Raw genomic sequence first — 23,436 nt, 5'->3', positions numbered from 1 at the left:
CAGTAAATAGTATGGCTGGTATCCTAACTCGTACTGCTATTTTTTTAATCTACTATATTATCATAGCATAGATAACTGATACCACGTTCTTATATTAAAGCCTGATTAGCACCCTTGTCACGTTCGTACAATTTGATATTTGTACTCTTTTTGCGACGATAATACAGTAGTGCGATTCCCCCGACAAAAAGAACGACTGACAATAATTGGGAGACTCGAATTCCGCCAAATGCATACAGACTGTCCGTCCGCATTCCTTCGATAAAGAAACGGCCGAAGCTGTACCAAGTCACGTAGCCTAAAAATAGCTCGCCACGTTTGAGCGATACGTTTTTTCTGATGAACAGAATCAAGATAAAACCTGCCAGGCTCCACATGGATTCATAGAAAAAGGTAGGTTGGCGAAAGGCGCCATCAATGTACATATTATTGATGATAAACTGCGGTAAATGGATGCTTTCCAAAAACTGCCTTGTCGTTTCACCGCCAAAAGCCTCATGATTCGTAAAATTACCCCAGCGGCCCATCGCTTGAGCCAGCATTACCCCTGGCGATACTACATCCAAAAATAACCATGGATCAATAAAATGGTGACGTGTATAGACGATCAAAACAAGTACCGCGGCGATCAATCCACCATAAATAGCTAATCCGCCGCTGCGTGTATTAAAAATCTGGATTGGATCGGCAAGATACATCGGCAGATCGAACAAGACATAATACAAACGAGCGCCTATAATCGCAATCGGCAATGCCCATAGAAGAAAGTTCGTCATATCATCTTCTTTTAAACCAACTCTCAATGCCTCACGGTTGGCGAGCCACAAAGCAATTGCTATTCCTGAAACAATAATGATCGCGTACCAATAAATTTGAAGACCAAACAATTCAAAGGCGGTGCGATTTATTTGTCCAACCATCTTATTGTCCTGAATTCTCTTCGATTAATTGGGTTAAACGATCTTCAAAGGTCTTCGTCGCATCGTAACCCATTGTACGAGCACGGAAATTCATTGCTGCTACTTCGATGATGATTGCGACATTTCGACCAGTTTTCACTGGAATCTTCACCTGCGGAATTTTTACTTCTGCAATCTCCACTTCGGTATTGCCGCTGCCTAAACGGTCGTATTTTTTATCTTTCGACCAGCTTTCTAAATAAACTACTAGCTGAACCGGCATCGATCCGCGAACAGCACTGGCGCCAAATAAGTTCATCACATCAATGATACCGATTCCGCGAATTTCGATTAAATGCTGCAAAATTCTAGGCGGTTCGCCGACTAATGTCAATTCGTCTTGTTGATAAACATCGACACGATCATCTGCGATTAAACGATGTCCACGTTTGACTAGTTCCAGCGCAGTTTCACTCTTACCAATTCCGCTGTCACCTTGAATCAGTACTCCTAAACCATAAACGTCCACCAATACGCCGTGAACACTGGTCCTTAATGCTAATCCGCCATTTAGAAAACTTGAGATTTCGCCTAATAAACGCGAAGTCGAGATCGGTGAACTTAATACTGGAATATTGCGTTCACTAGCTGCTTCGATCATTTCCTTTGGCGGCGTTAAGCCACGAGAAACGATAAAAGCCGGAGTATCATCGCTGCACATACGACGTAAAACCATCAAGCGTTCTTCTGGCATCATACGCTCCGCGAAGGTAATTTCTTTATTTCCAAAAAGTTGTAAACGATCATGTGAATAATAATTAAAATAACCGGTCAATTCCAAACCTGGACGAGAAATATCGCCGGTGGTAATGACCCGCTCAAGACTTTCTTCATCGCCAGTTACTACTTCCAATGAAAGTTTATTAACTAGTTCTTTTACTTTTACTGTTTCAGCCATATAATCCCTCTTTTCTACACTTCCGCTCTATTTTATCATTTTATCATTGGAGTGACTAGGTTCAGATAACCTTCTCAGATAAGAATCAAAAAGCCTTCATAAAAAGTTAATGAAACCGCATAATAAAATATTTAATTTGGTCTTGCCAGTTACTAATTTATCGGTTGAACCAGAAAAATTGTCAAAAAAAAACGGATAGGTGATTACCTATCCGCATATTTGTCGATATTATGATCTGAAACGATCGCATTGACAATCGCCATGACGATCGCCACCAAGATTGAGATGGCAAAGCTGGAAAAGCCAAAACGATAATTTCCTAATAAGTTGGAAGTCAATTGCAACATACCAGCGCTGATCACAAAGCTAAAGAGCCCCAAGGTCAAAATGTTCAACGGAAGTGAAAGCAGAATCAGAATCGGTTTCACTAATGTATTCAAAATTGACAGGACAAAGCTTGCAGCAATAGCCATCGTCAAACTCTCCACATAAACTTGGTTGGGAAAGAGCACCGATAGTGAAATGAAAATCAGTGAGTTAGCTATTAAGCGCTGTAGGTAAGTCATTAAAAGTCGCTCCAGTCATCATCGTCGATTTTATCCGCTTTCTTACGTTGGCGGGACGTTTTTTTCTCGTAGTTGTTGTAATCATTGTTTCCATAGTATGGATTGTTGTGTCCATAAGAATCCCGGCCTTTTTGACCCGCAGGAATCACTAATGCTAACAAGACATATAGTACAACCGGTGCGCCGATTAAGCCGAAACTTAAGAAAACATAAATCACACGCACGATTGTCGGATCGATCCCGAAGTATTCGGCGATCCCGGCTAAGGTACCTGTCAGTACCACATTAGTTCGTGACTTTTGTAATCTCTTTTGCATATGAATCTTCCTTCCTTATTATTTCCTAATTGTCGAAATCTTTCAAGAAAATGCTGCCTGTTGTTGTAGATACATCGATTTTTGCCATTTTATCGGCTACACGACGGAATTGCAACAAGCGATTTGTTTTTTCTTTCTTTTCTCTGATTACTTCATAGTTTGACAGGCGGTCATTGATGCTGCCTAAGCTTGTTTTAGCTAGACCTTCCAAACCAATATTTTTGCCTAAAGAAACTTTGACGTTTCCGTTAACTGAGCTTGCTTTAATTTTTTGTAAGCTGTCATGTCCAGCCGTTAACTTCACATCACCGTTTACTAATGAGATGCCATAATTTTGAACGGCCGCTTTAGAAGTAATATTGCCGTTAACCGTTTCGATGATTGAATCTAAAATCGCGCCTTCGCGGATTTCAATGTTGCCGTTGACGCCTTGGATTTCAAGCATTGTAGCGTCGATCTGTTTGAAGCTGATGTTACCGTTCGTTGATTTAGCATAAACGTCTTTGGCATCCATCTCTTCAACATTCAAATCACCATTTAACAATTTAACTGCTACGTGATCGTAAGTGCGTTTCGGCAAATAGAATACTAACTCCGCTTGAACCCGTTTGTTTGGTATTTGGAATGAGATGTGTTCATCATTCACTTCGATTTGACTGCGTTCCATTAATGATTGTAATGGAGTTGCTTCGTTCATTTTACCATAAAGTTTGATTTTCGCATCTACTTTGATAGCTGCATCGTCCCAAGCCTTTAAGGTTACTTTACCATTTGCCAACTTGATGTCGATCAAGGTTGGTTCAACATCAGTGTATAAGAATTGATGTTCAAATTTCGAAGTTACAAGACCAGGAACTTTTACGTTGAAGTCTTTCCAATCAACATTTTCTTCCACTGTGTCAGAAACTGTTTTCCAAGTCTTCTTCATCAAGCGTCCTAATTGAACACCGGCTTCTCCTAGATTTTCACCAACTTGTGAGAATGTTTCGCTTGCTTGATCTTTTAAATCATCTGGAATATCAAAGCGTGCACGATTGCGTTCTTTACGCGTTTCGTTTTGGTTGTCCTGCACGTTCTTCAATTCTTCTTCTTTTTCTTCAGCTTCTTCTTCTAACTCAGCGATTTTTTCTTTAAGATTATCAATCGCCTCTTCCACAGCTTCACGAATGTCATCGTCTTCTTCAGATAATGTATCCAACTCTTCTTTCGTGTCTAACTCCATCAAAACTTCTTCTTTTTCATGAAGTGCCGCTTTCAGCTCTTTTTTCTTTTGATTGATTTCATCAATATGAGCAGAAATTTGGTTGGCTTCGGTGGCTAAGTCATCAAAATAAGCTTCAAGTTCTTCCAAGTCCTGTTCTTCAGAACGATCTGCTTCTTCTGTGTCTTTTCCTTTTTCCCATTCATCAACTAAATTGGTTGCTTGGTCGCGGTGGTAAGAATCCACTTTATCAGCAGCTTGTTTGATCTGCGCTTCATCTTTCGCCTTGGCCATAGTTTCTAGTAAATCCAAACCTTCTTCAGTTGATAAAATACCTTTTTTAACTAATTCCATAATTCGTTGTCTTTCATTCATAGAAATTGCCTCCTTCAAAAAGCAAATACCTTACTTTTGTTTACATTCATATTATGCAATGTTTTTGAGCATTTGTCATAGGACTAAAGACCCATCTTTTTATCCGACTTCTTAAAGAATGTGTTTCTTCCTATTAATATGTAGAAAAAACCAGCTAGAATTATCTAGCTGGCAGATTGTCTTAAAATGTTTCGTTGCGATTGCTGTTAAGCTCAGTGATTTTTCCTGTCGCTAAGTAAACGATCCATTCACAAATATTCGTTACATAATCACCCACGCGTTCCAAGTAGCCTGCAACGTGCAGATAATCGGTTCCGCTAATGATCGTATCGGATTCTTTTTCCATAGTATTCGTGGTCATGTCATATATTTTTTGGAAATAGTCGTTCACTCGTTCATCCATTAATGCAATCATTCGAGCGTCTTTTTCGTCAGTCTTAACATAAGCGATCAAAACATTGTCCACCATTTTTTTTACGTAGTTGGACATTTCATTGATTTCTTTTTCGACTTCTAAAATCCGCGGCAGACCTTTTAAGCGAATGGTCGATTTGGCAACAGAGACCGCATGGTCCCCCATTCGTTCCAAGTCAGAGCTGGCTTTCATAATCGTAATGATCGTCCGCAAGTCTGTAGTGACGGGTTGCTGTAAAGCGATCATTTCAAAACTTTTTTTCTCCAAGCGGACTTCCATGTCATTGATCTCAACATCATGGTCGATAACCTCTTGTGCTAATTTTTTATCATGATCAATATATGAACGGACCGATTTGTGCACGGCACTTGAGACCATCATACCCATTTCATAAAACTGATTGTGAAGATTCAGCAAATCTTCTTCAAATTGTGTACGTAACATCGTTGCCCTCCTTTTCATAATCACGAATCAACTTTTCCATGAAAAATTAATTCTATTCGAGTCATAGACTATCTCTACTAGTTTCTTGCAAGCTAACCAAATTTTCCTGAGATGTAATCCTCTGTTTCTTGTTTTGCTGGATCTAAGAAAATCTTCTTCGTCTTGTCGAACTCGATCAATTCTCCTTGCAGGAAGAACGCCGTACGGTCAGAAATCCGCGATGCTTGTGACATATTGTGCGTCACAATGATGATCGTGTAATTTTCTTTCAGCTCTAACAACATGTTTTCGATCTTCCCCGTGGATACAGGGTCCAGTGCACTTGTTGGTTCATCCATTAGAATAACTTCTGGATTGACTGCTAAAACGCGAGCGATACAAACCCGCTGTTGTTGCCCGCCAGATAAGGATAATGCACTCTCATGCAATTTATCTTTGACGTCATTCCAAACCGAAGCAGCTTTCAAACTTTCTTCCACCACTTGATCAAGCCTGCTTTTGTCTTTTTCACCCTTTAATTTTAACCCATAAATGACGTTCTCGTAAATCGAAAATGGAAAAGGATTTGGCTGTTGAAAAACCATCCCGATTTCTTTTCGTAATTCCACCGTATCTGTCTTAGGGCTGTAAATATCTTTGTCCTTATACATCACACTGCCGGTGATCGTCACACCTGGAATCAAATCATTCATTCGATTCAATGAGCGCAAGTAAGTCGATTTTCCGCAGCCTGAAGGTCCGATCATCGCGGTGATCTCACCTTTTTCAATATCCATATCAATGCCTTTTAAGGCTTCCTTTTTACCATAATACAAATGAAGGTCTTTGGAAGTAATAATCTTCGACATTCAATTTCCTCCGTCTCTTAACCAAAGTGTCCTGATACATAATCTTCGGTAGCCTGAATTTTCGGCCGTGTGAAGATTTTCGGTGTTTCATCGTACTCGATAACATGTCCTAAATAGAAGAAAGCCGTATAATCACTGATCCGGGCTGCCTGCTGCATATTGTGAGTCACAATGATGATCGTATAGTTTTCTTTCAATTGAATCAGTGTTTCTTCGACCGTTCCTGTTGAGATCGGGTCCAAGGCGCTGGCTGGTTCATCTAGTAATAAGATATCTGGCTTCATCGCAATTGCTCGCGCAATGCATAAACGCTGCTGCTGTCCACCAGATAGGGCCAAAGCACTTTTGTCTAAGTTGTCTTTGACCTGATCCCACAGCGCCGCTTGTTTCAAACTGGTCTCAACTGCTTCTTCCAGTTGCTTTTTATCACGCATTCCGTGTTGTTTTAGTGCAAATGTGATATTTTCGCGAATCGATTTACTGAAAGGATTTGGTCGTTGAAACACCATTCCGATCCGTTTGCGCATTTCATAGACATCAATGTTTGATGCATTGACATCTACATCTTTGTATATGATTTTCCCAGTTACACTGGCACTGGCAATCCCGTCGTTCATCCGGTTCAGAGACCGCAAATAGGTCGATTTCCCACAGCCTGAAGGGCCGATTAACGCGGTAATTTTATTTTTTTCAAATTCCAGATCGACACCTTTTATGGCTTCATTGTCTCCATAATAGACATGCAGATCTTCCGTATGCAACGCAATTTCGCCAGGCATCCTGATGAGGTTGCGTTCCTCCCAATTGTATTCTTTCATCAACGTTCTCCTTGTTCGTACTGAGGAAATTTAGTTACAAATCATTCACTTTTCTTTTCGCACAATTAAACTATTCTTCTTATGCTGAAGTCATTTTTCTATGCAGTCGTTTACCGATCGCCCGTGCGCCAAAATTAAATAGCAAGACTGCTAAAATTAAGACTGCCGAAGCTCCCGCGGAAACAGCGTTGCCGTCTGGCATCGTGCCTTCAGTATTGATTTTCCAAATGTGCACGGCTAACGTTTCAGCTTGACGGAAAATACTTAATGGACTTGAAACGCTCAATGGATTGAAATTTGTAAAATCCAAAGCCGGCGCACTTTGTCCAGCTGTATAAATCAATGCCGCCGCTTCACCGAAAATCCGGCCCGAACTCAAAATGACTCCGGTTAAAATTCCTGGCAAGGCGTCTGGAACAACAATTTTCGTAACAGTTTCCCAACGTGACAAGCCTAGAGCTAATCCCGCCTCACGTTGTGTGTAATGAATCGCTCTTAACGACTCTTCAATGTTTCTTGTCAGCAAGGGCAAATTGAACAAGGTCAATGCCAAAGCCCCTGAAAGAATCGAGAAGCCATATCCAAACTGGATAACGAAGATCAAGAAGCCGAACAAACCAACAACCACTGAAGGCAGTGAGCTTAAAATTTCGATCGATGTCCGAATAACATTGGTCACCCAATTTTTCTTCGCATATTCAGATAGATAAATCCCAGCTCCCAACGAAATTGGTAAACTGATGATCATCGTGATCAGTAACAAGTAGATCGAATTGAATAATTGAATCCCGATCCCGCCACCCTTTTGGTAAGCTTTTGATGGAGAGGTCAAGAATTCCCAAGAAACATGCGGCAAGCCGCGGATTAAAATATATAGTAAAAGAAAGGCCAGGATCGCAACGATCACAGCAGAGACAGTATACAAAATGACTGTCGCGATTTTATCTGCGCGTTTGGCTTTATCCATTCGTTATATCCCCTTTCTTTCCAATGTAGCGGATTAAAATATTGAAAACTAAAGACATGAATAATAGGATCAAGGCTAATGACCACAGGACATTGTTTTCTACTGTTCCCATGATCGTATTCCCAATTCCCATCGTTAAAATCGAAGTTAAGGTTGATGCTGGTGTTGTTAGACCCGCCGGCATCAAAGCGGCGTTCCCGATCACCATTTGGATCGCTAGAGCTTCACCAAAGGCCCGAGCCATTCCGAATACGACAGCGGTCAGAATTCCCGGGATCGCTGCCCGCAATACAACTTTGTAAATCGTTTGCCAACGCGTTCCTCCCAAAGCCAGTGAAGCTTCGCGGTAATGACGTGGCACTGATTTTAATGTATCGACCGTCATCGTAGTCACCGTTGGTAAAATCATGACGAACAAGACGAAGGTTCCCGATAAGATCCCAAAACCCGTTCCGCCAAAAATGGACCGGATGAAGGGTACGATCACTGTTAAACCGATAAAACCATATACAACAGAAGGAATACCTACTAATAATTCAATGACCGGCTGTAAAAATTTTTGTCCCTTAGTCGGCGAGATTTCTGTCATAAAGACCGCCGCACCGATTGCGAAAGGAGTCGCTACAATTGCGGATAAAAATGTCACCATAAATGAACCTAGAATCATTGGCAAAGCACCCACTAAAGGCTTGCCATCTGGTCCTGTCGCACTAGGATTCCAGACTGTGCCAAATAAAAAGTCGAATACATTAATCTTATCTACAAAAAAGGTCGATAACCCTTTACTTGCTACAAAATAGAAAATCGCTCCAACCACAAACACGATCAATGCGATACAAACAAAACTGATAAAGCGTCCTCGCTGTTCAATCCTTGCACGCTTTGATTTCGTCGTGAGCGCTTTTTTTACATCTTCATTTTCCAAGGCCTACTCCTCCTGATTCCTTCAAACTAATCCACTCGGTTTTACAAACCGACAAAATCATTTTACCTGTTGAAAATCAATTTCCTTTTAACCTCCTGTAACGCTTCCATGACAATTGTAAAGAAAGTGTAAACTAAATCGGAGGCTATTCGCAACTGAACTGCTTGCTAGCCGGCTCAGAATAGGCAGAATTTTTTTGAATAAAAATATAATGACACCATTTTGTAAATCTTCTGATGTTGGAAAGAAAACTGGCAGCTAGTTTATTTTACAGTAATCATTTTTCTCTGAAGAAAAATGAGTTTTATTTTCACCACGCATACCATTTTACTAACCTGCTAAAACAGGAAGGAAAACTGGCAAAAAAAACAGCATCCGCGGATGCTGTTTCTCTGTTTATTTAGTCCTGCCAGTCCCACCAGTTTTGTTTTTTTGGTGGGAGATTGCCATCGTGATCGGCATAGTGTACCGCTAAACGATAGACGTATAATGCACAGCGATCGACCTTTTCGCCTTGTGCTACGCAATCCTTCAAGTAGATGTCTTCAGGATCTTGCTGCTTCAACGATTCAATATCCGGGTAACCAGCGTTGATTAAGTGCTGTGCCATATTTTTTCCAATACCGGGAATCGCTTGTAAATCATTTTCCATCGTGATCAGTCCTCTTTATATTCAGTGAACGTTAGTACATAACCATCAGGATCTGTGATCGCAAATTCTTTCGCGCCATAAAAAGTTGCATGAGGTTCAGTATAGATTGGATACTTGGTTTTGGCATTTGCATAAAATTCCTCGAAATTATCAATCGTAATATATAGCGTAATCGAAGGTTGGATTTTCTCCGTCGTCAGAATCGGGTATTCTTCGCTCAAATTACTTTGTTCTTGCAGCATCAATGTTAATGACTCTTTAGCAAGAATCGCAAATTGCAGTGTTTGATCTTTAGCCGGAACTGAAGCAACTACCTCTAACCCAAGAACTTCTTGATAAAATTCCACAGATGCATCTACACTTACCACCATTAAATTCGTCGTTATATTTTTGTACATATTAACTGCCTCCTTATTTATACTCTTATTCTAGCAAGCAGAAAAAGAAACTTATTGTAAAAATGCGTCAATTTTTGTACCGCGCGACTAATTCTAAGGGCGTGATGCCTAGATGATGTTTAAAATCTCGATTGAAATGAGGCTGATCATAATAATTTGTGACCGCCAAAATATCCGCTGGCTTGGCCTGTTCAGAAGTCAATATTTGCAGACATTTCTGAAACCGTAAAATACTCAGTACCATCTTGGGAGTGAGACCAAAATTTTTTGAAAATAATCGCTGACATTGCCGCGGACTAAAGTGAAGCAATTCATACAAGCCTTCCGTAGTCTGAGGAATCGTTTCAGACATTCGCGGGAAAAGCTGCGTAAATTCATTCGGATGCTTCTCAGCAAATTTCCCGACCAAATAGGTTTGAAATTTTTCTTGTGCTTCAGGAAAACTCAGCGAAAAGAACTCATCATGATCCAAGTCAGCAAAAATATCGGAAAGCAATAGAAACTCATCCATTGCCTCATTGGCAGGTATCCCCGTTAATTGATGAAAAGCTCCCGGCATCATGCGGGCACCAAAAAAATGGGCAGGTGTCTGAATCTCATAATCGAAATCCGTCTGCTGATTCCCCGTAAAAAAAATCATTTTCTGATCATAGTCCACGATTAAATCAATGCAGCCATCTGCGATGATCACATTTTTAACTTGAGTCGGCTCGTTCATTTTTGAGGAGATCTCCCAAAAGCACAAAATAAAGTCGCTGGACTCAGGAACAATCTTCTCCTGATAATTCATTACACGAGTAAATTCCTCGTTCAATAGAAAAGGCAGTTGAATTGGATAGTACATCTTATAGTGCCTCCTTGCTTTTATCATCTCTGTGTTTATCATTTATCTAAGTTGATTGAATGAACAATTGATTAGCTTTCATGGTTTATTTAACTGCAAAAAAATCGGGACTGGCAGCTAGCTCATTGCTTTGGTAATCATTTTTTCAAAAAACGAAAAAATGAGTTTATTTTCGTACGCATACCATCCAACTAAAAGGCTTGTACATTTTATTTCCAATAATTTATTTTATTGGCTCTCATAGTTTATTTAACTGCGGAAAAATCGGGACTGGCAGCTAGCTCATTGCTTTGGTAATCATTTTTTCAAAGAACGAAAAAATGAATTTATTTTCGTACGCATACCATCCAACTAAAAGGCTTGTACATTTTATTTCCAATAATTTATTTTATTGGCTCTCATAGTTTATTGAACTGCGAAAAACCGGACTGCCAGCTAACTCTTTACTTTGGTAATCATTTTTTCAAAGAGCGAAAAAATGAATTTATTTTCGTACGCATACCATCCAACTAAACAGCTTGTACATTTTATTTCCAATAATTTATTTTATTGGCTCTCATAGTTTATTGAACTGCGAAAAGTTGGAGTGGCAAAAAGGGCACAGAAAATTTTTTTCTATGCCCTCTGAGATTCTTATTTTATTTCATTGCCTTGCCAATCTCGTTCTACTTTCATATCAGAGATTGGGATATAGCCGAGTTGTGGAACGACTTTTCCTTGAACTTCTTTTGAAAGCATGTAATCAAGAAAATCCTCAACCAACTTGGTTGGCTTTCCTTTGGTGTACATGTGTTCATAGGCCCAGATTTTCCAACGATTGGTCGTTACATTTTCGTCAGTCGGTTCAATATTATCAATGCTCAATGTTTGAACATCCTTCGTTACATAAGAGAAGGCCGTATAACTAATCGCACCTGGTGTATCGGAAACAATTTGCCGAACCATGCCGCTGGAGTCTTGCTCTTGAGCTCGAATCGCAGTTTTGCCATCTAGCACCCATTGCTCAAATGTCGAACGCGTTCCGCTGCCGGTTGCTCGGTTTAAGATCACGATTTCTTGATCTTTTCCGCCGACTTCTTTCCAGTTCTTGATTTCGCCAAGAAAAATCTTGCGCAAGTTTTCCAACGAAATATTTTTTACGCCAACGCCTTTATTAACGATCGGAGTAATCCCGACGACCGCAACTTTATGGTCGACCAATTTTTTCGCGTCGATCCCATTTTTTTCCTCAGCAAACAAATCAGAATTACCGATTTCAACAGCACCGGACTGTACTTGGCTTAACCCTGTACCACTTCCGCCGCCTTGGACATTAATAAATCTGCCGGGGTTCTTGCTTTGATACTCTTCAGCTACCGTCTCAACTAAAGGTTGCAGCGCGGAGGACCCGACCGCCGTAATTGATTCGCCGCGGTCGATCCATTTTGAACAGCCGGACAAAAGTAAAAGCGTACCTAATAGGGGAATTAACCATTTCTTCATGAAAAATCTCCTTAATCATTTCCTAGATGTTTGATTCACTAAACAAGCTAGTTCATTTTATACTATCAAACCATGAAAGCGCAAATGATTTTTATAAGAGTGGTGAGATCAAACGAGCGATTCCCTCTTTAAACTTGATAACCGTACCGCGCTGATCGTATTTTTCCTGCGTCAGAAGTTCTGATTTCATCGAATCCTTATAAAATTCTTCTCTTAGTTCTTCTGCAAATGCCGCATCATATACAAGTGTATTTACTTCAAAATCCAATTTGAAAGAACGAACATCGATATTCGCCGATCCTACTGAAGCAATCCCAGCATCGACCACCATGGTTTTAGCATGAATGAAACCATTCTCATAGGTCTCGATGATCGCGCCATATTCCAACAGCTCTGCCGCAAAAGAATACGTCGCCCAATAAACCAAAATATGATCGGGCTTATTTGGTATCTGCATTCGAACCTTTACCCCGGAAAGCAGCGCTAGTTTCAGCGCCTCATGAATCGGAGCGTCTGGAATATAGTAAGGTGTCTGGATCAAAATTTCTTTTTTTGCCAGATTGATCATTTTTAAGTAGGTCAATTTGATCTGTTCATGTTCACTATCCGGGCCGCTGCTGACTATTTGCAGGGCCAATTTACCATCTGATTCGATTTCAGGAAAATAATCGGGCTGATAAACCAATTCGTGTTTTTGCTGGGAATTCCAGTCCATCAAAAAGCGATTCTGCAAAGTATAAACGGCATGACCATGGATGCGCAAATGATTGTCTCGCCAATAACCAAATTTTTCAACCAAACCAAGATATTCATCTCCCACATTGAACCCACCGGTATACCCGATCTCACCATCGATCACGACGATTTTCCGGTGATTCCGATAGTTCATTCGCGGGTTCAGATACGGTAAAAATAGCGGAAAGAAAAAATCAACTTCGCCTCCGGCTTCGATTAACGGTGTAAGGAAACGTCGATTGACTTGAGTGGAGCCCCAAGCATCCAGCAGCAGGCGAACTTTCACACCTCGAGAAACAGCATCGACTAATGCTTCGCGAACTTCAAGTCCCAAATTATCTGCGCGATAAATGTAGTACTCCATATGAATATGGAACTTCGCCCGCTTGATATCCTCAAGCAAAGCGTCAAATTTTTCACGGCCATCAGTGTAGAGCGTCACTTCATTATTGGTTGTATATAGTGAACTCTCAAACATCGTCAGCATATAAATCAACTGCCTCGGATCTACTTGATTCGTTGTCGGCTTTGGAAAAAGTCCCCGTGTTAAAGCGCGTTGCTGTTGTTGGACTTCAACGTTCATACCGATTTTGGTCTGCATCTTCAAATCAAAGATTCGTTCTTTGGAAATCCCCTTTCCAAAAAAAACATATAAAACAAAACCGAGAACTGGAATAAAGGTCAAGACTAACAACCAAGCCCATGTGTTGACCGTATCCTTCCGTTCTCGAAAGACAATAATAAATGATAATATCGTGTTTATAACCAGGAAAATCAATCCCAAGTGCTCTGTCACAAAAGACATGTTTTCACACTCCTTCTACTAAAGGATAGCCGAGAAGGTGCTGATTGTAAACAATGGGCATTACTGATTCTCGTTTTTTTGTAAAAGCATCTCAATGTGCGGAATATCATCCTCCAAGCAAATCTCAGAATTCGGCTTAAACCCAAAGGACCCATAAAATTCGGTCAGGTGAGCTTGAGCTGAAATAACAACCACTCGATTAGGATAACGTTTTTCAATTTCCTTTAATGTTTTTTCCACGATTTTTCGTCCTAATTGTTGTCCGCGATATTCTTTCACCACTAAAACACGGCCAAAATGAATCTGATCGTCTGTCGCTAAAATTCGGGCATAAGCCTTTATCTTGCCATCCTCTTCCAGACCAACATGCAAAGCCTGACGATCTGCCTCGTCGACTTCTTGATACGGACAATTCTGTTCAACCACAAAGACGGCTGTACGAATTTGTAAAATTGTCAATAATTCTTGTGACGTTAGCTCATCGGTTGATTTAATCATAGGGACCTCCTGAATTTTCTATTAGAAATAGTGTAACTCACTTTTAGGTTAATGTCCGCTAGTAACTTTAATCCCAATGATACCCGCGATCAAAAGCAGCACAAAAAAGCTTGTTAAAAGAGATAAATGATCCTTAAAGAAAATCACACCAATCAAAATTGATCCCACAGCACCGATCCCTGTCCAGATTGGATAAGCCAAACTCATTGGCAGCGAGTGTAATGCTTTTGCTAAAAAGTAGAAGCTCGCCACCATGCCAATCAGCGTTAAAAGCGAATAATTCAGTTTGCTGAACCCTTCGCTCAACTTCATCATCGTCGCCCAAAACATTTCAAATAATCCTGCTACAACTAATGATACCCATGCCATAATAATTACTCCTCCTCAGTTAAAATAATAAATTTATACTGCTGAGAACACAAAAAGGGAGTCCAATTTCTTCAAAGACCTAACGAAATTGGCTCCCTTGCTCGGTAGCGTATTAATTTATTTAATTGCTATTCTAAATCTTTCCAGCAAAAATGGCAAGCATAAGAAAAACTTCTCCGAAAATTATCGGAGAAGTTCGTTTGATTAAATCTTCAAGAAGCGGCGCATTGAAATAACTGATCCAAGTGAACCAATCAAATATCCGCCAACGGCCATGACGATATCCAAGATCCAAACAATCTGGCTTGGTCGTAATAACGCTAAGTTTGATTGTAATAGATAAGGTGCTGCTATCCCGTACACTTGTGAATACCCGTAAGTCAAAACAAGAATCGGTACGATCGAACCGATCAAGCCGATCCAACCTCCTTCAAGGAAGAACGGCCAACGAATATAGCCATTTTTTGCACCTACAAGACGCATGATTTGAATTTCGTTTTTCCGTGAAATAATCGTGATTCGAATTGTATTCGAGATCAAGAAGATCGCCACGAAAATTAATAGTGCTGCTGCGGCTAAGCCCCAAGTACGTACGACTTTCGCCATTTGAATGATTCGGTCAGCTGAATTTCCGCCGTAGTTTGCCCGGAAAACATTGTGTAGCTGACTAGCTTCGCGCGTTACAGGTCGAATATATTGAGCATCTGTTGCACTAACAATGTAAACGTCGTACAGCGGATTGCTGTCTCCTTCGAATAAATCCCAAGCATCGCCCATTTGTGATTGAAGCTTCTTCAACTGAGCTTGCTTACTAGAATAAGTGACCTTGTCTACATGTTTGATTTCTTGCAGTTCAGATTTCAATTCTTTTAATTCTTTTTCTTTCGTACCAATATCAACAAAGACCGTCACTTCGACATTTCCTTCAACATCTTGTGCTAACTTTGTCGCATTCATAATCACTGCCAAGAAAATTCCTGCCATGGTTAATGTGATCGTCACTGCACTGACGGATGCTAAAGTCATCCAGCCATTACGTTTGACACTCTTGATACTTTCCAACAAATGTCGGAAGAAATTTCTAATCATCAAACTCGTATTCTCCTTCCGCTTCATCTCGAACGATCAAGCCATTTTCAATCGCGATCAAACGATGGCGCATGGTATCAACAATCGTTTTGTTATGTGTTGCCATAACGATCGTTGTTCCTTGATTATTGATCCGTTCTAATAAACGCATGATTTCCCAAGAAGTATCCGGGTCCAAATTCCCTGTTGGTTCATCGGCAATCAGTACTTTCGGTGTATTCACGATCGCACGCGCGATGGATACACGTTGCTGTTCCCCACCAGATAACTCACTTGGAAAAACGCGGACTTTATGTTTCAAACCAACAAGGTCCAAAACTTCCATAACACGTTTTTTGATGTCCCGCGGTTTACGTCCAATTACCTGCATTGCGTAAGCAACATTTTCATAGACTGTCTTACGGGGTAGTAATTTGAAGTCCTGGAAAACAACGCCGACATCGCGACGCAGAAAAGGAACTTCTTTATTCTTAATTTTTAGCAAATCATGACGCGCAACATCTAATACTTTACCAGAAGTCGCTTTTTCTTCACGATACATCAACTTGATGAAGGTAGACTTTCCGCTACCAGAGGGACCAACGACATAGACGAACTCACCTTGATCGATACGGACCGAAATCCCACGTACAGCAGTTGTCTTATTAGGATATTTTTTTGTTACATCCTGCATTTCAATCATGCTTTATCTCTCCAAATCCTCTTAAATTCTTTGTTATTATAGCATGCCAACATTGCAACTGGCTTTCATTACTTTACAATTTGATTTCATTTTGCACTTAATCGTTTTGTGCTAAGCGCCATTTTAAGTAAGCATCGATAAAAGGATCTAATTCGCCGTCCATTACTGCCTGTACATTTCCTGTTTCATGTTCGGTGCGGTGATCTTTCACCATAGAATAAGGATGGAAAACATAAGAACGAATTTGTGAGCCCCAACCAATCTCTTTTTGCTCTCCTCGCAAAGCTGCAGCTTCTTGCTCCTTCTTTTCAATCTCTAATTGATAAAGTTTTGCCTTCAGCGTCTGCATCGCTGTCTCGCGGTTATGAAATTGTGAACGCTGTGCTTGACTGGCAACCACAGTCCCCGTTGGTAAATGCGTGATTCGCACGGCCGAAGAAGTTTTATTGATATGCTGTCCACCAGCGCCGCTAGCTCGATAAACATCGACCTTTAAATCGTCAGGATTGATCTCGACTTCGATATTTTCATCCAATTCAGGCATCACCTCAACAGAACAAAACGAAGTATGGCGTCGACTAGCTGAATCAAATGGTGAAATCCGCACTAAGCGATGAACACCCTTTTCAGATTTCAAGTAGCCATATGCATTGGTTCCTTTGATCATGAGCGTCACACTTTTGATACCCGCTTCGTCACCCGATTGGTAATCGATCGTTTCAACTGAAAATCCGTGCTGTTCCGCCCAACGCGTGTACATACGCAATAGCATCGAACCCCAATCCTGCGATTCCGTTCCGCCAGCCCCAGGATGCAACTCCACAATCGCATTATTTTTATCATACGGTTCATCCAATAATAACGACAGCTCAAAGGCAGCGATTTTTTCCTGTAATTGAACCAACCGCTCTTCCAATTCAGTTTGCAGCTCGGCATCAAATTCTTCCTGCTGCATTTCCCACATAACGGTCAGCTCATCGGTTTCATTCGCGATTGCTTGAAACTGATCATAGGTTTCCTTCAACACGTTGTTCTGGCTGATCAAATTCTGCGCTTTTTCCGAATCATCCCAAAAACCGGGTGCGGTCATTTGATTTTCCGCTTCAGCAATATCTTCTTCTAATTGCTCTAGGTCAAAGAGACCCCCTGAAACTTGCGACTTGCTCTTGCATCGTGTCTAACAAATTTTGTATCTCTGCGTTTTCCAAATCTATTCCTTCTTTCTCCCGGATAATAAAATTACCCGTATAACCAATCATTCAAAAGTCTATTACATTTTACTAAAAATAAGAGTATTTTGCTCGCAAACCATCCAATTAAATTGCTTGTAACTATAATTTGAATGAATAACTTATCAAACTGTGAAAAAAAAAGTCTATTTTTTTACACATACCATCCAACTAAACGGCTTGTACATTTTATTTCCAATAATTTATTTTATTGGCTCTCATAGTTTATTGAACTGGGAAAAGTTGGACTGGCAAAAGACGAGACATAGTAGCTATGTCCCGTCCTGAAGGTTCTTTTCTTATCGAAAAACTATTGTCCTTTGCCATGACAGTTTTTGTATTTTTTCCCGCTGCCGCATGGACATGGATCATTTCGTCCAACTTTTTGTACTTGAACTGGTTTTTGTTTTGTTTGCGTCAGGTTCTTTGGATCGCCATCGGCTTCTACTGGATGCTCTTGCTGGTTTTGCGCCACTTGTTCACGTTGAACGTTTTGGCGGATTTCGGCCTTCATGAAGAGACGAGTCACTTCAAATTCGATGGCTCCAACCATATCCTCAAACATCTTGTAGCCTTCTGTTTGGTATTCAACTAATGGATTGTTTTGTCCATAAGCACGAAGTCCGACAGATTGACGTAATTGATCCATTGCATCAATGTGGTCTGTCCATTTCGTATCAACAACACGCAAGATTACAACTTTTTCAAATTCCAATAATTGTTCAGGACTTTGCAGTTGTGCCACTTTTGTATCGAAAACATCTTTGGCGCGACCATATAAATAGTCCTTCATTTCTTCAGGTGACTTGCCTTCAAAATCGGCTTTCGAAATAGAATCTTCATGAACCAGAGTTGCTCCAGCAAAATCAGCCAAAGCTTCAAGGTTCCAGTTATCTTTATCTAATTGTGTATGGCTGTCGACTACGCGTGAAATCGTCCGGCGTACCATGTTCAACAAATTCGGTGTCAAATCTTTTTCGCCCATGATAACATCTTGACGTTGTTTGTAGATAACTTCCCGCTGTTCGCGCATAACATCATCGTATTGCAAGACATTTTTACGAGTATCGTAGTTGTTTCCTTCTACACGTTTTTGTGCAGATTCAACTTGACGTGACAGCATTTTGCTTTGGATCACGGCATCTTCATCTTCAACCTTCATGCGATCTAAGAAGGCTTTGATTCGTTCAGAACCGAAACGTTTCATTAAATCATCTTCCAATGAAAGATAGAATTGTGAAACACCCGGATCTCCTTGACGACCTGAACGTCCACGCAGCTGATTATCAATACGACGAGATTCATGACGTTCGGTACCGATTACCGCAAGTCCGCCTAATTCAATAACGCCTAAGCCCAACTTGATATCCGTACCACGACCAGCCATGTTGGTGGCGATCGTAACAGACCCTTTTTGGCCGGCACTCATAATAATTTCTGCTTCTTTGAAATGGTTCTTCGCATTCAATACTTCATGCGGAACTTTTTCTTGATCCAACATATTGGAAAGTAGCTCAGATGTTTCAACCGCTACTGTACCAACAAGGATTGGCTGGCCCTTACGGTGACGTTCTTTGATATCTTGAACGACTGCTTTGAACTTGCTCTCTAACGTAGGATATAACAAATCCGCATGGTCTTCCCGAATAATCGGACGGTTGGTTGGGATTTGAACAACTTCGATATTGTAAATTTCACGGAATTCTTCTTCTTCGGTTTTAGCCGTACCGGTCATCCCAGACAGTTTTTTGTACATCCGGAAATAGTTTTGGAACGTGATCGTTGCCATTGTCTTCGTTTCGTCTTCGATCTCTACCGCTTCTTTTGCTTCAATTGCTTGGTGCAAACCATCTGAGTAGCGGCGACCATCCATGATTCGACCAGTAAATTGGTCAACGATCAAGACTTTGCCTTCTTGAACCACATAGTCAATGTCACGGATCATGATGAAGTTTGCCCGCAAAGCTTGGTCTAAATGGTGAGTCAAGGCTGTGTTGTCTAAGTCATACAGATTTTCTAAGCCGAAGTTCTCTTCCGCTTTTTCGATCCCTTGTTCAGTTAATCCAATCGTTTTTGATTGGATGTCGATTTTGAAATCTTCGTCTTCTTTCAAACGTTTCACGAAGTTATCTGTACGTGTATAAAGAGCCGTAGATTTTTCAGCGGCACCAGAGATGATCAACGGTGTCCGCGCTTCATCGATTAAGATCGAGTCAACTTCATCGACAATCGCATAATTTAATGGACGTTGAACCATTTGGCTTTGATAAACCACCATGTTGTCACGGAGATAGTCAAACCCTAATTCATTATTGGTACTATAAGTGATATCACAATTATAAGCTTCACGTTTTTCATCGGCTGTTTTTGAATTGATGTTCAACCCAACACTTAGTCCTAAGAAGTTGTACAGCTCACCCATTTCAGTCGAGTCACGTGTCGCCAAATATTCATTGACGGTAACAACGTGTACCCCTTCGCCTGTTAAGGCATTTAAATAAACCGGCATCGTTGCTGTCAACGTTTTACCTTCACCGGTTTTCATTTCAGGGATGTTGCCGTCATGTAGTACGATCCCACCCATTAATTGAACGTGGTATGGATATAAACCCAAGACGCGTTTCGCCGCTTCGCGAACAACCGCAAAAGCTTCAGGTAATAGATCATCTAGTGTTTCTCCTGCTTGATAACGTCCTCTAAATTCTTCGGCTTTGCCGCGTAATTGTCCGTCTGATAATTTCTCCATATCGCCAGAAAATTCTTCGACCTTGTCAGCGATCCCGCTCAATCGTTTTAATTCTTTTTTATCGTTTTCAATCATTCGTCTCAGAAAGTTTGCCATTCGTTTATCTTACTCCTTTATTTCTTTTCATTTTCTATTTTACGATAGAAACCCGCTAGTATATTTTATCATTAGTCCTTGAGAAAAGAAACTTCTCGCGGCGAATAAAGCGCGACTTATACAATGATTAAACTTTTTTTGTGATTTTCTTTGGCAGCAACGTTCAAGCGGCATAATTTCTTCAAATAATCGGGGCTCATTCTAAAACTTTATTTTCAGTGAAATAAAAAAACCTTCCAGCAAGAGCTGGAAGGCTGTAATTTCTATTAATCTGTTTCGATCAAACCGTATTTACCATCTTTACGACGATAAACGATACTTGTACCATTTGTTTCAGCATCTTCAAAGATAAAGAAGTTATGTCCAAGCATGTTCATTTGTAATACAGCTTCTTCGCTGCCCATTGGTTTAAGTGATAGACGTTTTGTGCGAACAATTTCTAATTCAGATTCTTCTGAATCTTCTGCGTTCACCAATACTTCTACCGCACGTTCAGGAACACCTGTTTCACGAGCTTTGCGATTAATTTTTGTTTTAAATTTGCGGATCTGACGTTCTAATTTATCCACAACCAAATCAATACTTGCATATAAATCTGGTGAAGTTTCTTCCGCACGAAGAACCAAGTAAGGTAATGGAATCGTTACTTCAACTTTTGCCGTTTTTTCTGTATAAACCTTTAAATTGACATAAGCAGTTGCGTCCGGAACATCAGTGAAGTAGCGTTCTAACTTTCCTACTTTCTTTTCAACGTAATTGCGGATAGCCTCTGTAACTTCGATGTTTTCCCCACGAACATTATATTTGAACATACGTATTGCCCCTTTCGTCTTGCCAACTGAAGATAGGAGGAAGGACCACTCTTACCTCTTCTTCTTATCCCTATTATATCGAAATCTAATCCTTTTGCAAAGTAAATCGCTATCAATTTCATAATCAAAAATAATGCATTTCAGCGAGCAAAAGTCAAGCTTTTCACCGTTTCCGCGCCATTTCTATAAAGTATTTCTGCGCCATGAAACAGCGTACGCCCCGTTGTATAAACATCGTCCACTAATAAAACTTTTTGATTTCTAATCTTTTCATTTGGTCTATTTAATTCAAAAGGCTGAATCATTTTTAGCCGTTCTTCCCGTGATTTTTCCGATTGCGGAGCCAGCTCTTTTCTCTTCAACAACAATTCATATGTGACCCCCGCCGAATCTAGACAACTGCTGACCTGATTAAACCCTCTCTGCTCAAAACGTTCCGTTGAAAGCGGCAAGGGACAAATCACATATTTTCGATACTCTCGTAAATACTGAGCAAGTTCTGTCGCAAAAGCGCCGCGTAAACGATAATCGCCTGTGAACTTATACGGCTCAATCCATTGCCGAAAACCTGCATTATAACGAAACAAACTTTTATTCCCCATAACAAAACCAAGCTTTCCTTGCCATGCCCGACAATCTTGGCACAATTCAGCCGTATCTGCCCGCCCGCATCCCGGGCAAGTTGTCCTTTGTTCAATGCGCGTAAATAATTTTTCACAATGATAACATCTTAGACTGGGCGAGAAAAACAGTTCACGAAGAGTGAGATTACTGATCAGCTCTTTTTGACAACAGCTACATCGCATCGATCAAGCCCTCCAATAAAGCTTGTTGGTTATTTCCTTTGATTTCGCTGATCGCCGCCTTAATCGCTGTTGTTACTTCGCTAGTCACAAAAATAACTTTAGCACGGGCAAACTCCCCCTTTCGATCCGCCCGTCCGGCAATTTGTACCAGCGCGGATTTTTTAAACACACGGTGGGAAGCTTGCAGAACTATGACCGACACCTTTTCAAACGTCACTCCTCGCTCTAAAATGGTCGTGGTCAGAAGTACCTGATACTTTCCTGCACGCATCCTTTCAACTTTTACTAAACGCTCTTGATCCTGCGAAAAGACAGTCGTCAATTGAACTTCTGAAAATTCACGTTGGATACACTTGGCCATTTTTTCTAACAAAGGGATATTTGGGCAAAAAATCAGTACGTGATTTTCTGCTAGCAACGCCGCTATTTTTACTAAGATTTTTTTGGATAAACGCCCGTCTAACAACTCCTTCTCTAACCGCCATGAAAAAAGCAATTCTGGGACTGGCAAACTGCGGCGATGGTAGCGAGCCGGCAAATAATACAACCGTTCCACCAGCTTTTTTAGTTTGCCATCCGGTGTAGCACTCAAATACACGCGCTTCCCCCTTGGCCGCTGCGCAGTATCCACTGCACGATGTAATAAGGGATCTGTATCATAAGGAAAGGCATCCACCTCATCAACGATCACTAAGTCAAAATAATCGTGGTAGCGCAAAAGCTGATGAACCGTGCACACCACAAAAGTGTCTCCCGCGTCCTTTCTCTCCTGCCCGTGAAAAAGACTGATTTTTTCATTTGGGAAAGCCTGTCGAAACCGTAAAAAAATTTCGTTGCAAACATCGACTCGAGGGGACGTCACAGCGATACGTTTTCCCTGTTCCAAAAATTCCTTCAATAAAGGAAAAAGGATTTCCGTTTTTCCAGCCCCGGTCACCGCCCAAAGCAGAAATGTGCTGGCTACTGACTGGTCTTCAAGCAGAGCCTCAGCAATTTTGCTTTGGGCAGAGGATAGTTCCCCCGCCCAAGTCAGTTGAACGTTTCTAGGAAGTAGACTTTTAGCCGAGAAATAATAAAGATAACTTCGGCTATCCACCCGCCCTAATGTTAAACAGGCCGGACAATAGAAATAATCTGCTGGAACTTTTTCCTGCGAAACTTCTCCGCAGCGCTGACATAACCAGCCATTTTCAACAGCCAACATCGCGGGGATCTTCTCAGCATGTGCCAAATCTGCCTCTGGATAAAAGGCCTGCCATTCCTTCCATAATAAACGCTGACCTGTCATCATCATTTGCGGCCTCCTCTCTTATAGAAAGGTACGCAGAAGGTTGGTAAAGAATTTTACTACGGAACTGACAGCTAGTTCTTTTTAAGGGATTCATTTTTCGAAGTGCATGAAAAATGAGTTTTATTCTCACTACGCATATCATTCTGCTAAACTGGATAATTTGTTTATA

24 protein-coding genes are annotated in these 23,436 nt (G+C 40.8%); all 24 read right to left on the bottom strand.

Annotated elements, in window-relative coordinates; all coding sequences use genetic code 11:
• Positions 1-89: 89 nt before the first annotated feature.
• The gene (gene lgt / locus PGP85_RS12520) at positions 90-920 is read right to left on the bottom strand and encodes a prolipoprotein diacylglyceryl transferase (RefSeq protein WP_010740054.1); all 831 of its coding nucleotides are present in this window, start codon (positions 918-920) and stop codon (positions 90-92) included.
• Position 921: 1 nt separating this feature from the next.
• A complete protein-coding gene (hprK, locus tag PGP85_RS12515) occupies positions 922-1,857 on the bottom strand; it encodes an HPr(Ser) kinase/phosphatase (RefSeq protein WP_010740055.1) in 936 nt (311 codons plus the stop codon).
• 203 nt (positions 1,858-2,060) lie between these two features.
• The gene (locus PGP85_RS12510) at positions 2,061-2,423 is read right to left on the bottom strand and encodes a phage holin family protein (protein WP_010740056.1); all 363 of its coding nucleotides are present in this window, start codon (positions 2,421-2,423) and stop codon (positions 2,061-2,063) included.
• Positions 2,423-2,740 carry a PspC domain-containing protein gene (locus PGP85_RS12505; RefSeq protein ID WP_010740057.1) on the bottom strand — a complete coding sequence of 106 codons (318 nt, stop codon included), beginning with the start codon at positions 2,738-2,740 and terminating at the stop codon, positions 2,423-2,425. Before PGP85_RS12505 ends, PGP85_RS12510 begins: the two co-directional genes overlap by 1 nt.
• Positions 2,741-2,765: 25 nt before the next feature.
• Positions 2,766-4,316: a daptomycin-sensing surface protein LiaX gene (gene liaX / locus PGP85_RS12500; RefSeq protein WP_270327775.1), complete on the bottom strand. Its 1,551-nt coding sequence runs from the start codon at positions 4,314-4,316 to the stop codon at positions 2,766-2,768.
• A gap of 181 nt (positions 4,317-4,497) precedes the next feature.
• Positions 4,498-5,175, bottom strand: coding sequence for a phosphate signaling complex protein PhoU (phoU, locus tag PGP85_RS12495; RefSeq protein WP_010740059.1), 678 nt, complete (start codon positions 5,173-5,175; stop codon positions 4,498-4,500).
• 92 nt (positions 5,176-5,267) lie between these two features.
• Positions 5,268-6,023: a phosphate ABC transporter ATP-binding protein PstB gene (pstB, locus tag PGP85_RS12490; protein ID WP_010740060.1), complete on the bottom strand. Its 756-nt coding sequence runs from the start codon at positions 6,021-6,023 to the stop codon at positions 5,268-5,270.
• A gap of 17 nt (positions 6,024-6,040) precedes the next feature.
• Entirely contained in the window at positions 6,041-6,841 is an 801-nt protein-coding gene (gene pstB / locus PGP85_RS12485) for a phosphate ABC transporter ATP-binding protein PstB (RefSeq protein ID WP_010740061.1), read from the bottom strand.
• A 79-nt stretch (positions 6,842-6,920) separates the two neighbouring features.
• The gene (gene pstA, locus PGP85_RS12480; RefSeq protein ID WP_010740062.1) at positions 6,921-7,808 is read right to left on the bottom strand and encodes a phosphate ABC transporter permease PstA; all 888 of its coding nucleotides are present in this window, start codon (positions 7,806-7,808) and stop codon (positions 6,921-6,923) included.
• Complete coding sequence (pstC, locus tag PGP85_RS12475; RefSeq protein ID WP_010740063.1) at positions 7,801-8,733, bottom strand: phosphate ABC transporter permease subunit PstC; 933 nt, start codon at positions 8,731-8,733, stop codon at positions 7,801-7,803. The genes pstA and pstC overlap by 8 nt, the downstream gene beginning before the upstream one ends.
• Positions 8,734-9,133: 400 nt before the next feature.
• On the bottom strand, positions 9,134-9,385 hold the full coding sequence (locus PGP85_RS12470) for a helix-hairpin-helix domain-containing protein (protein ID WP_090402887.1): 252 nt from the start codon (positions 9,383-9,385) through the stop codon (positions 9,134-9,136).
• Positions 9,386-9,390: 5 nt separating this feature from the next.
• Positions 9,391-9,783 (bottom strand): VOC family protein, encoded by a 393-nt coding sequence (locus PGP85_RS12465; protein ID WP_270327771.1) that lies wholly within the window; start codon positions 9,781-9,783, stop codon positions 9,391-9,393.
• Between the two features lie 67 nt (positions 9,784-9,850).
• Positions 9,851-10,627, bottom strand: coding sequence for an AraC family transcriptional regulator (locus PGP85_RS12460; protein WP_270327770.1), 777 nt, complete (start codon positions 10,625-10,627; stop codon positions 9,851-9,853).
• A gap of 633 nt (positions 10,628-11,260) precedes the next feature.
• Positions 11,261-12,109: a phosphate ABC transporter substrate-binding protein PstS gene (locus PGP85_RS12455; protein WP_010738957.1), complete on the bottom strand. Its 849-nt coding sequence runs from the start codon at positions 12,107-12,109 to the stop codon at positions 11,261-11,263.
• 91 nt (positions 12,110-12,200) lie between these two features.
• Entirely contained in the window at positions 12,201-13,649 is a 1,449-nt protein-coding gene (gene cls / locus PGP85_RS12450; protein ID WP_010738958.1) for a cardiolipin synthase, read from the bottom strand.
• A gap of 60 nt (positions 13,650-13,709) precedes the next feature.
• Positions 13,710-14,147 carry a GNAT family N-acetyltransferase gene (locus tag PGP85_RS12445; protein ID WP_270327768.1) on the bottom strand — a complete coding sequence of 146 codons (438 nt, stop codon included), beginning with the start codon at positions 14,145-14,147 and terminating at the stop codon, positions 13,710-13,712.
• Between the two features lie 48 nt (positions 14,148-14,195).
• On the bottom strand, positions 14,196-14,516 hold the full coding sequence (locus tag PGP85_RS12440) for a DMT family transporter (RefSeq protein ID WP_010738960.1): 321 nt from the start codon (positions 14,514-14,516) through the stop codon (positions 14,196-14,198).
• 204 nt (positions 14,517-14,720) lie between these two features.
• A complete protein-coding gene (ftsX, locus tag PGP85_RS12435) occupies positions 14,721-15,605 on the bottom strand; it encodes a permease-like cell division protein FtsX (RefSeq protein WP_010738961.1) in 885 nt (294 codons plus the stop codon).
• Positions 15,598-16,287: a cell division ATP-binding protein FtsE gene (ftsE, locus tag PGP85_RS12430; protein ID WP_010738962.1), complete on the bottom strand. Its 690-nt coding sequence runs from the start codon at positions 16,285-16,287 to the stop codon at positions 15,598-15,600. Before ftsE ends, ftsX begins: the two co-directional genes overlap by 8 nt.
• Before the next feature lie 97 nt (positions 16,288-16,384).
• A protein-coding gene (prfB, locus tag PGP85_RS12425; protein ID WP_251865880.1) for a peptide chain release factor 2 occupies positions 16,385-17,495 on the bottom strand; the annotation gives its coding sequence in 2 pieces (ribosomal slippage) (positions 16,385-17,422 and positions 17,424-17,495; 1,110 coding nt in all).
• A 331-nt stretch (positions 17,496-17,826) separates the two neighbouring features.
• Positions 17,827-20,358, bottom strand: a complete 2,532-nt coding sequence (gene secA / locus PGP85_RS12420; RefSeq protein WP_010738964.1) for a preprotein translocase subunit SecA — start codon at positions 20,356-20,358, stop codon at positions 17,827-17,829.
• 266 nt (positions 20,359-20,624) lie between these two features.
• Complete coding sequence (gene hpf, locus PGP85_RS12415; protein ID WP_010738965.1) at positions 20,625-21,170, bottom strand: ribosome hibernation-promoting factor, HPF/YfiA family; 546 nt, start codon at positions 21,168-21,170, stop codon at positions 20,625-20,627.
• 140 nt (positions 21,171-21,310) lie between these two features.
• A complete protein-coding gene (locus PGP85_RS12410; RefSeq protein ID WP_010738966.1) occupies positions 21,311-21,976 on the bottom strand; it encodes a ComF family protein in 666 nt (221 codons plus the stop codon).
• A complete protein-coding gene (locus PGP85_RS12405; protein WP_270327763.1) occupies positions 21,966-23,270 on the bottom strand; it encodes a DEAD/DEAH box helicase in 1,305 nt (434 codons plus the stop codon). Before PGP85_RS12405 ends, PGP85_RS12410 begins: the two co-directional genes overlap by 11 nt.
• Positions 23,271-23,436 lie beyond the last annotated feature (166 nt).

Origin of the sequence: Enterococcus malodoratus, from assembly GCF_027659535.1 — a bacterium.
Taxonomy (GTDB): Bacteria; Bacillota; Bacilli; order Lactobacillales; family Enterococcaceae; genus Enterococcus_A; species Enterococcus_A malodoratus.
Note: the sequence above shows the minus strand (reverse complement) of the source record. Positions and strands in the feature narration are given on the sequence as shown.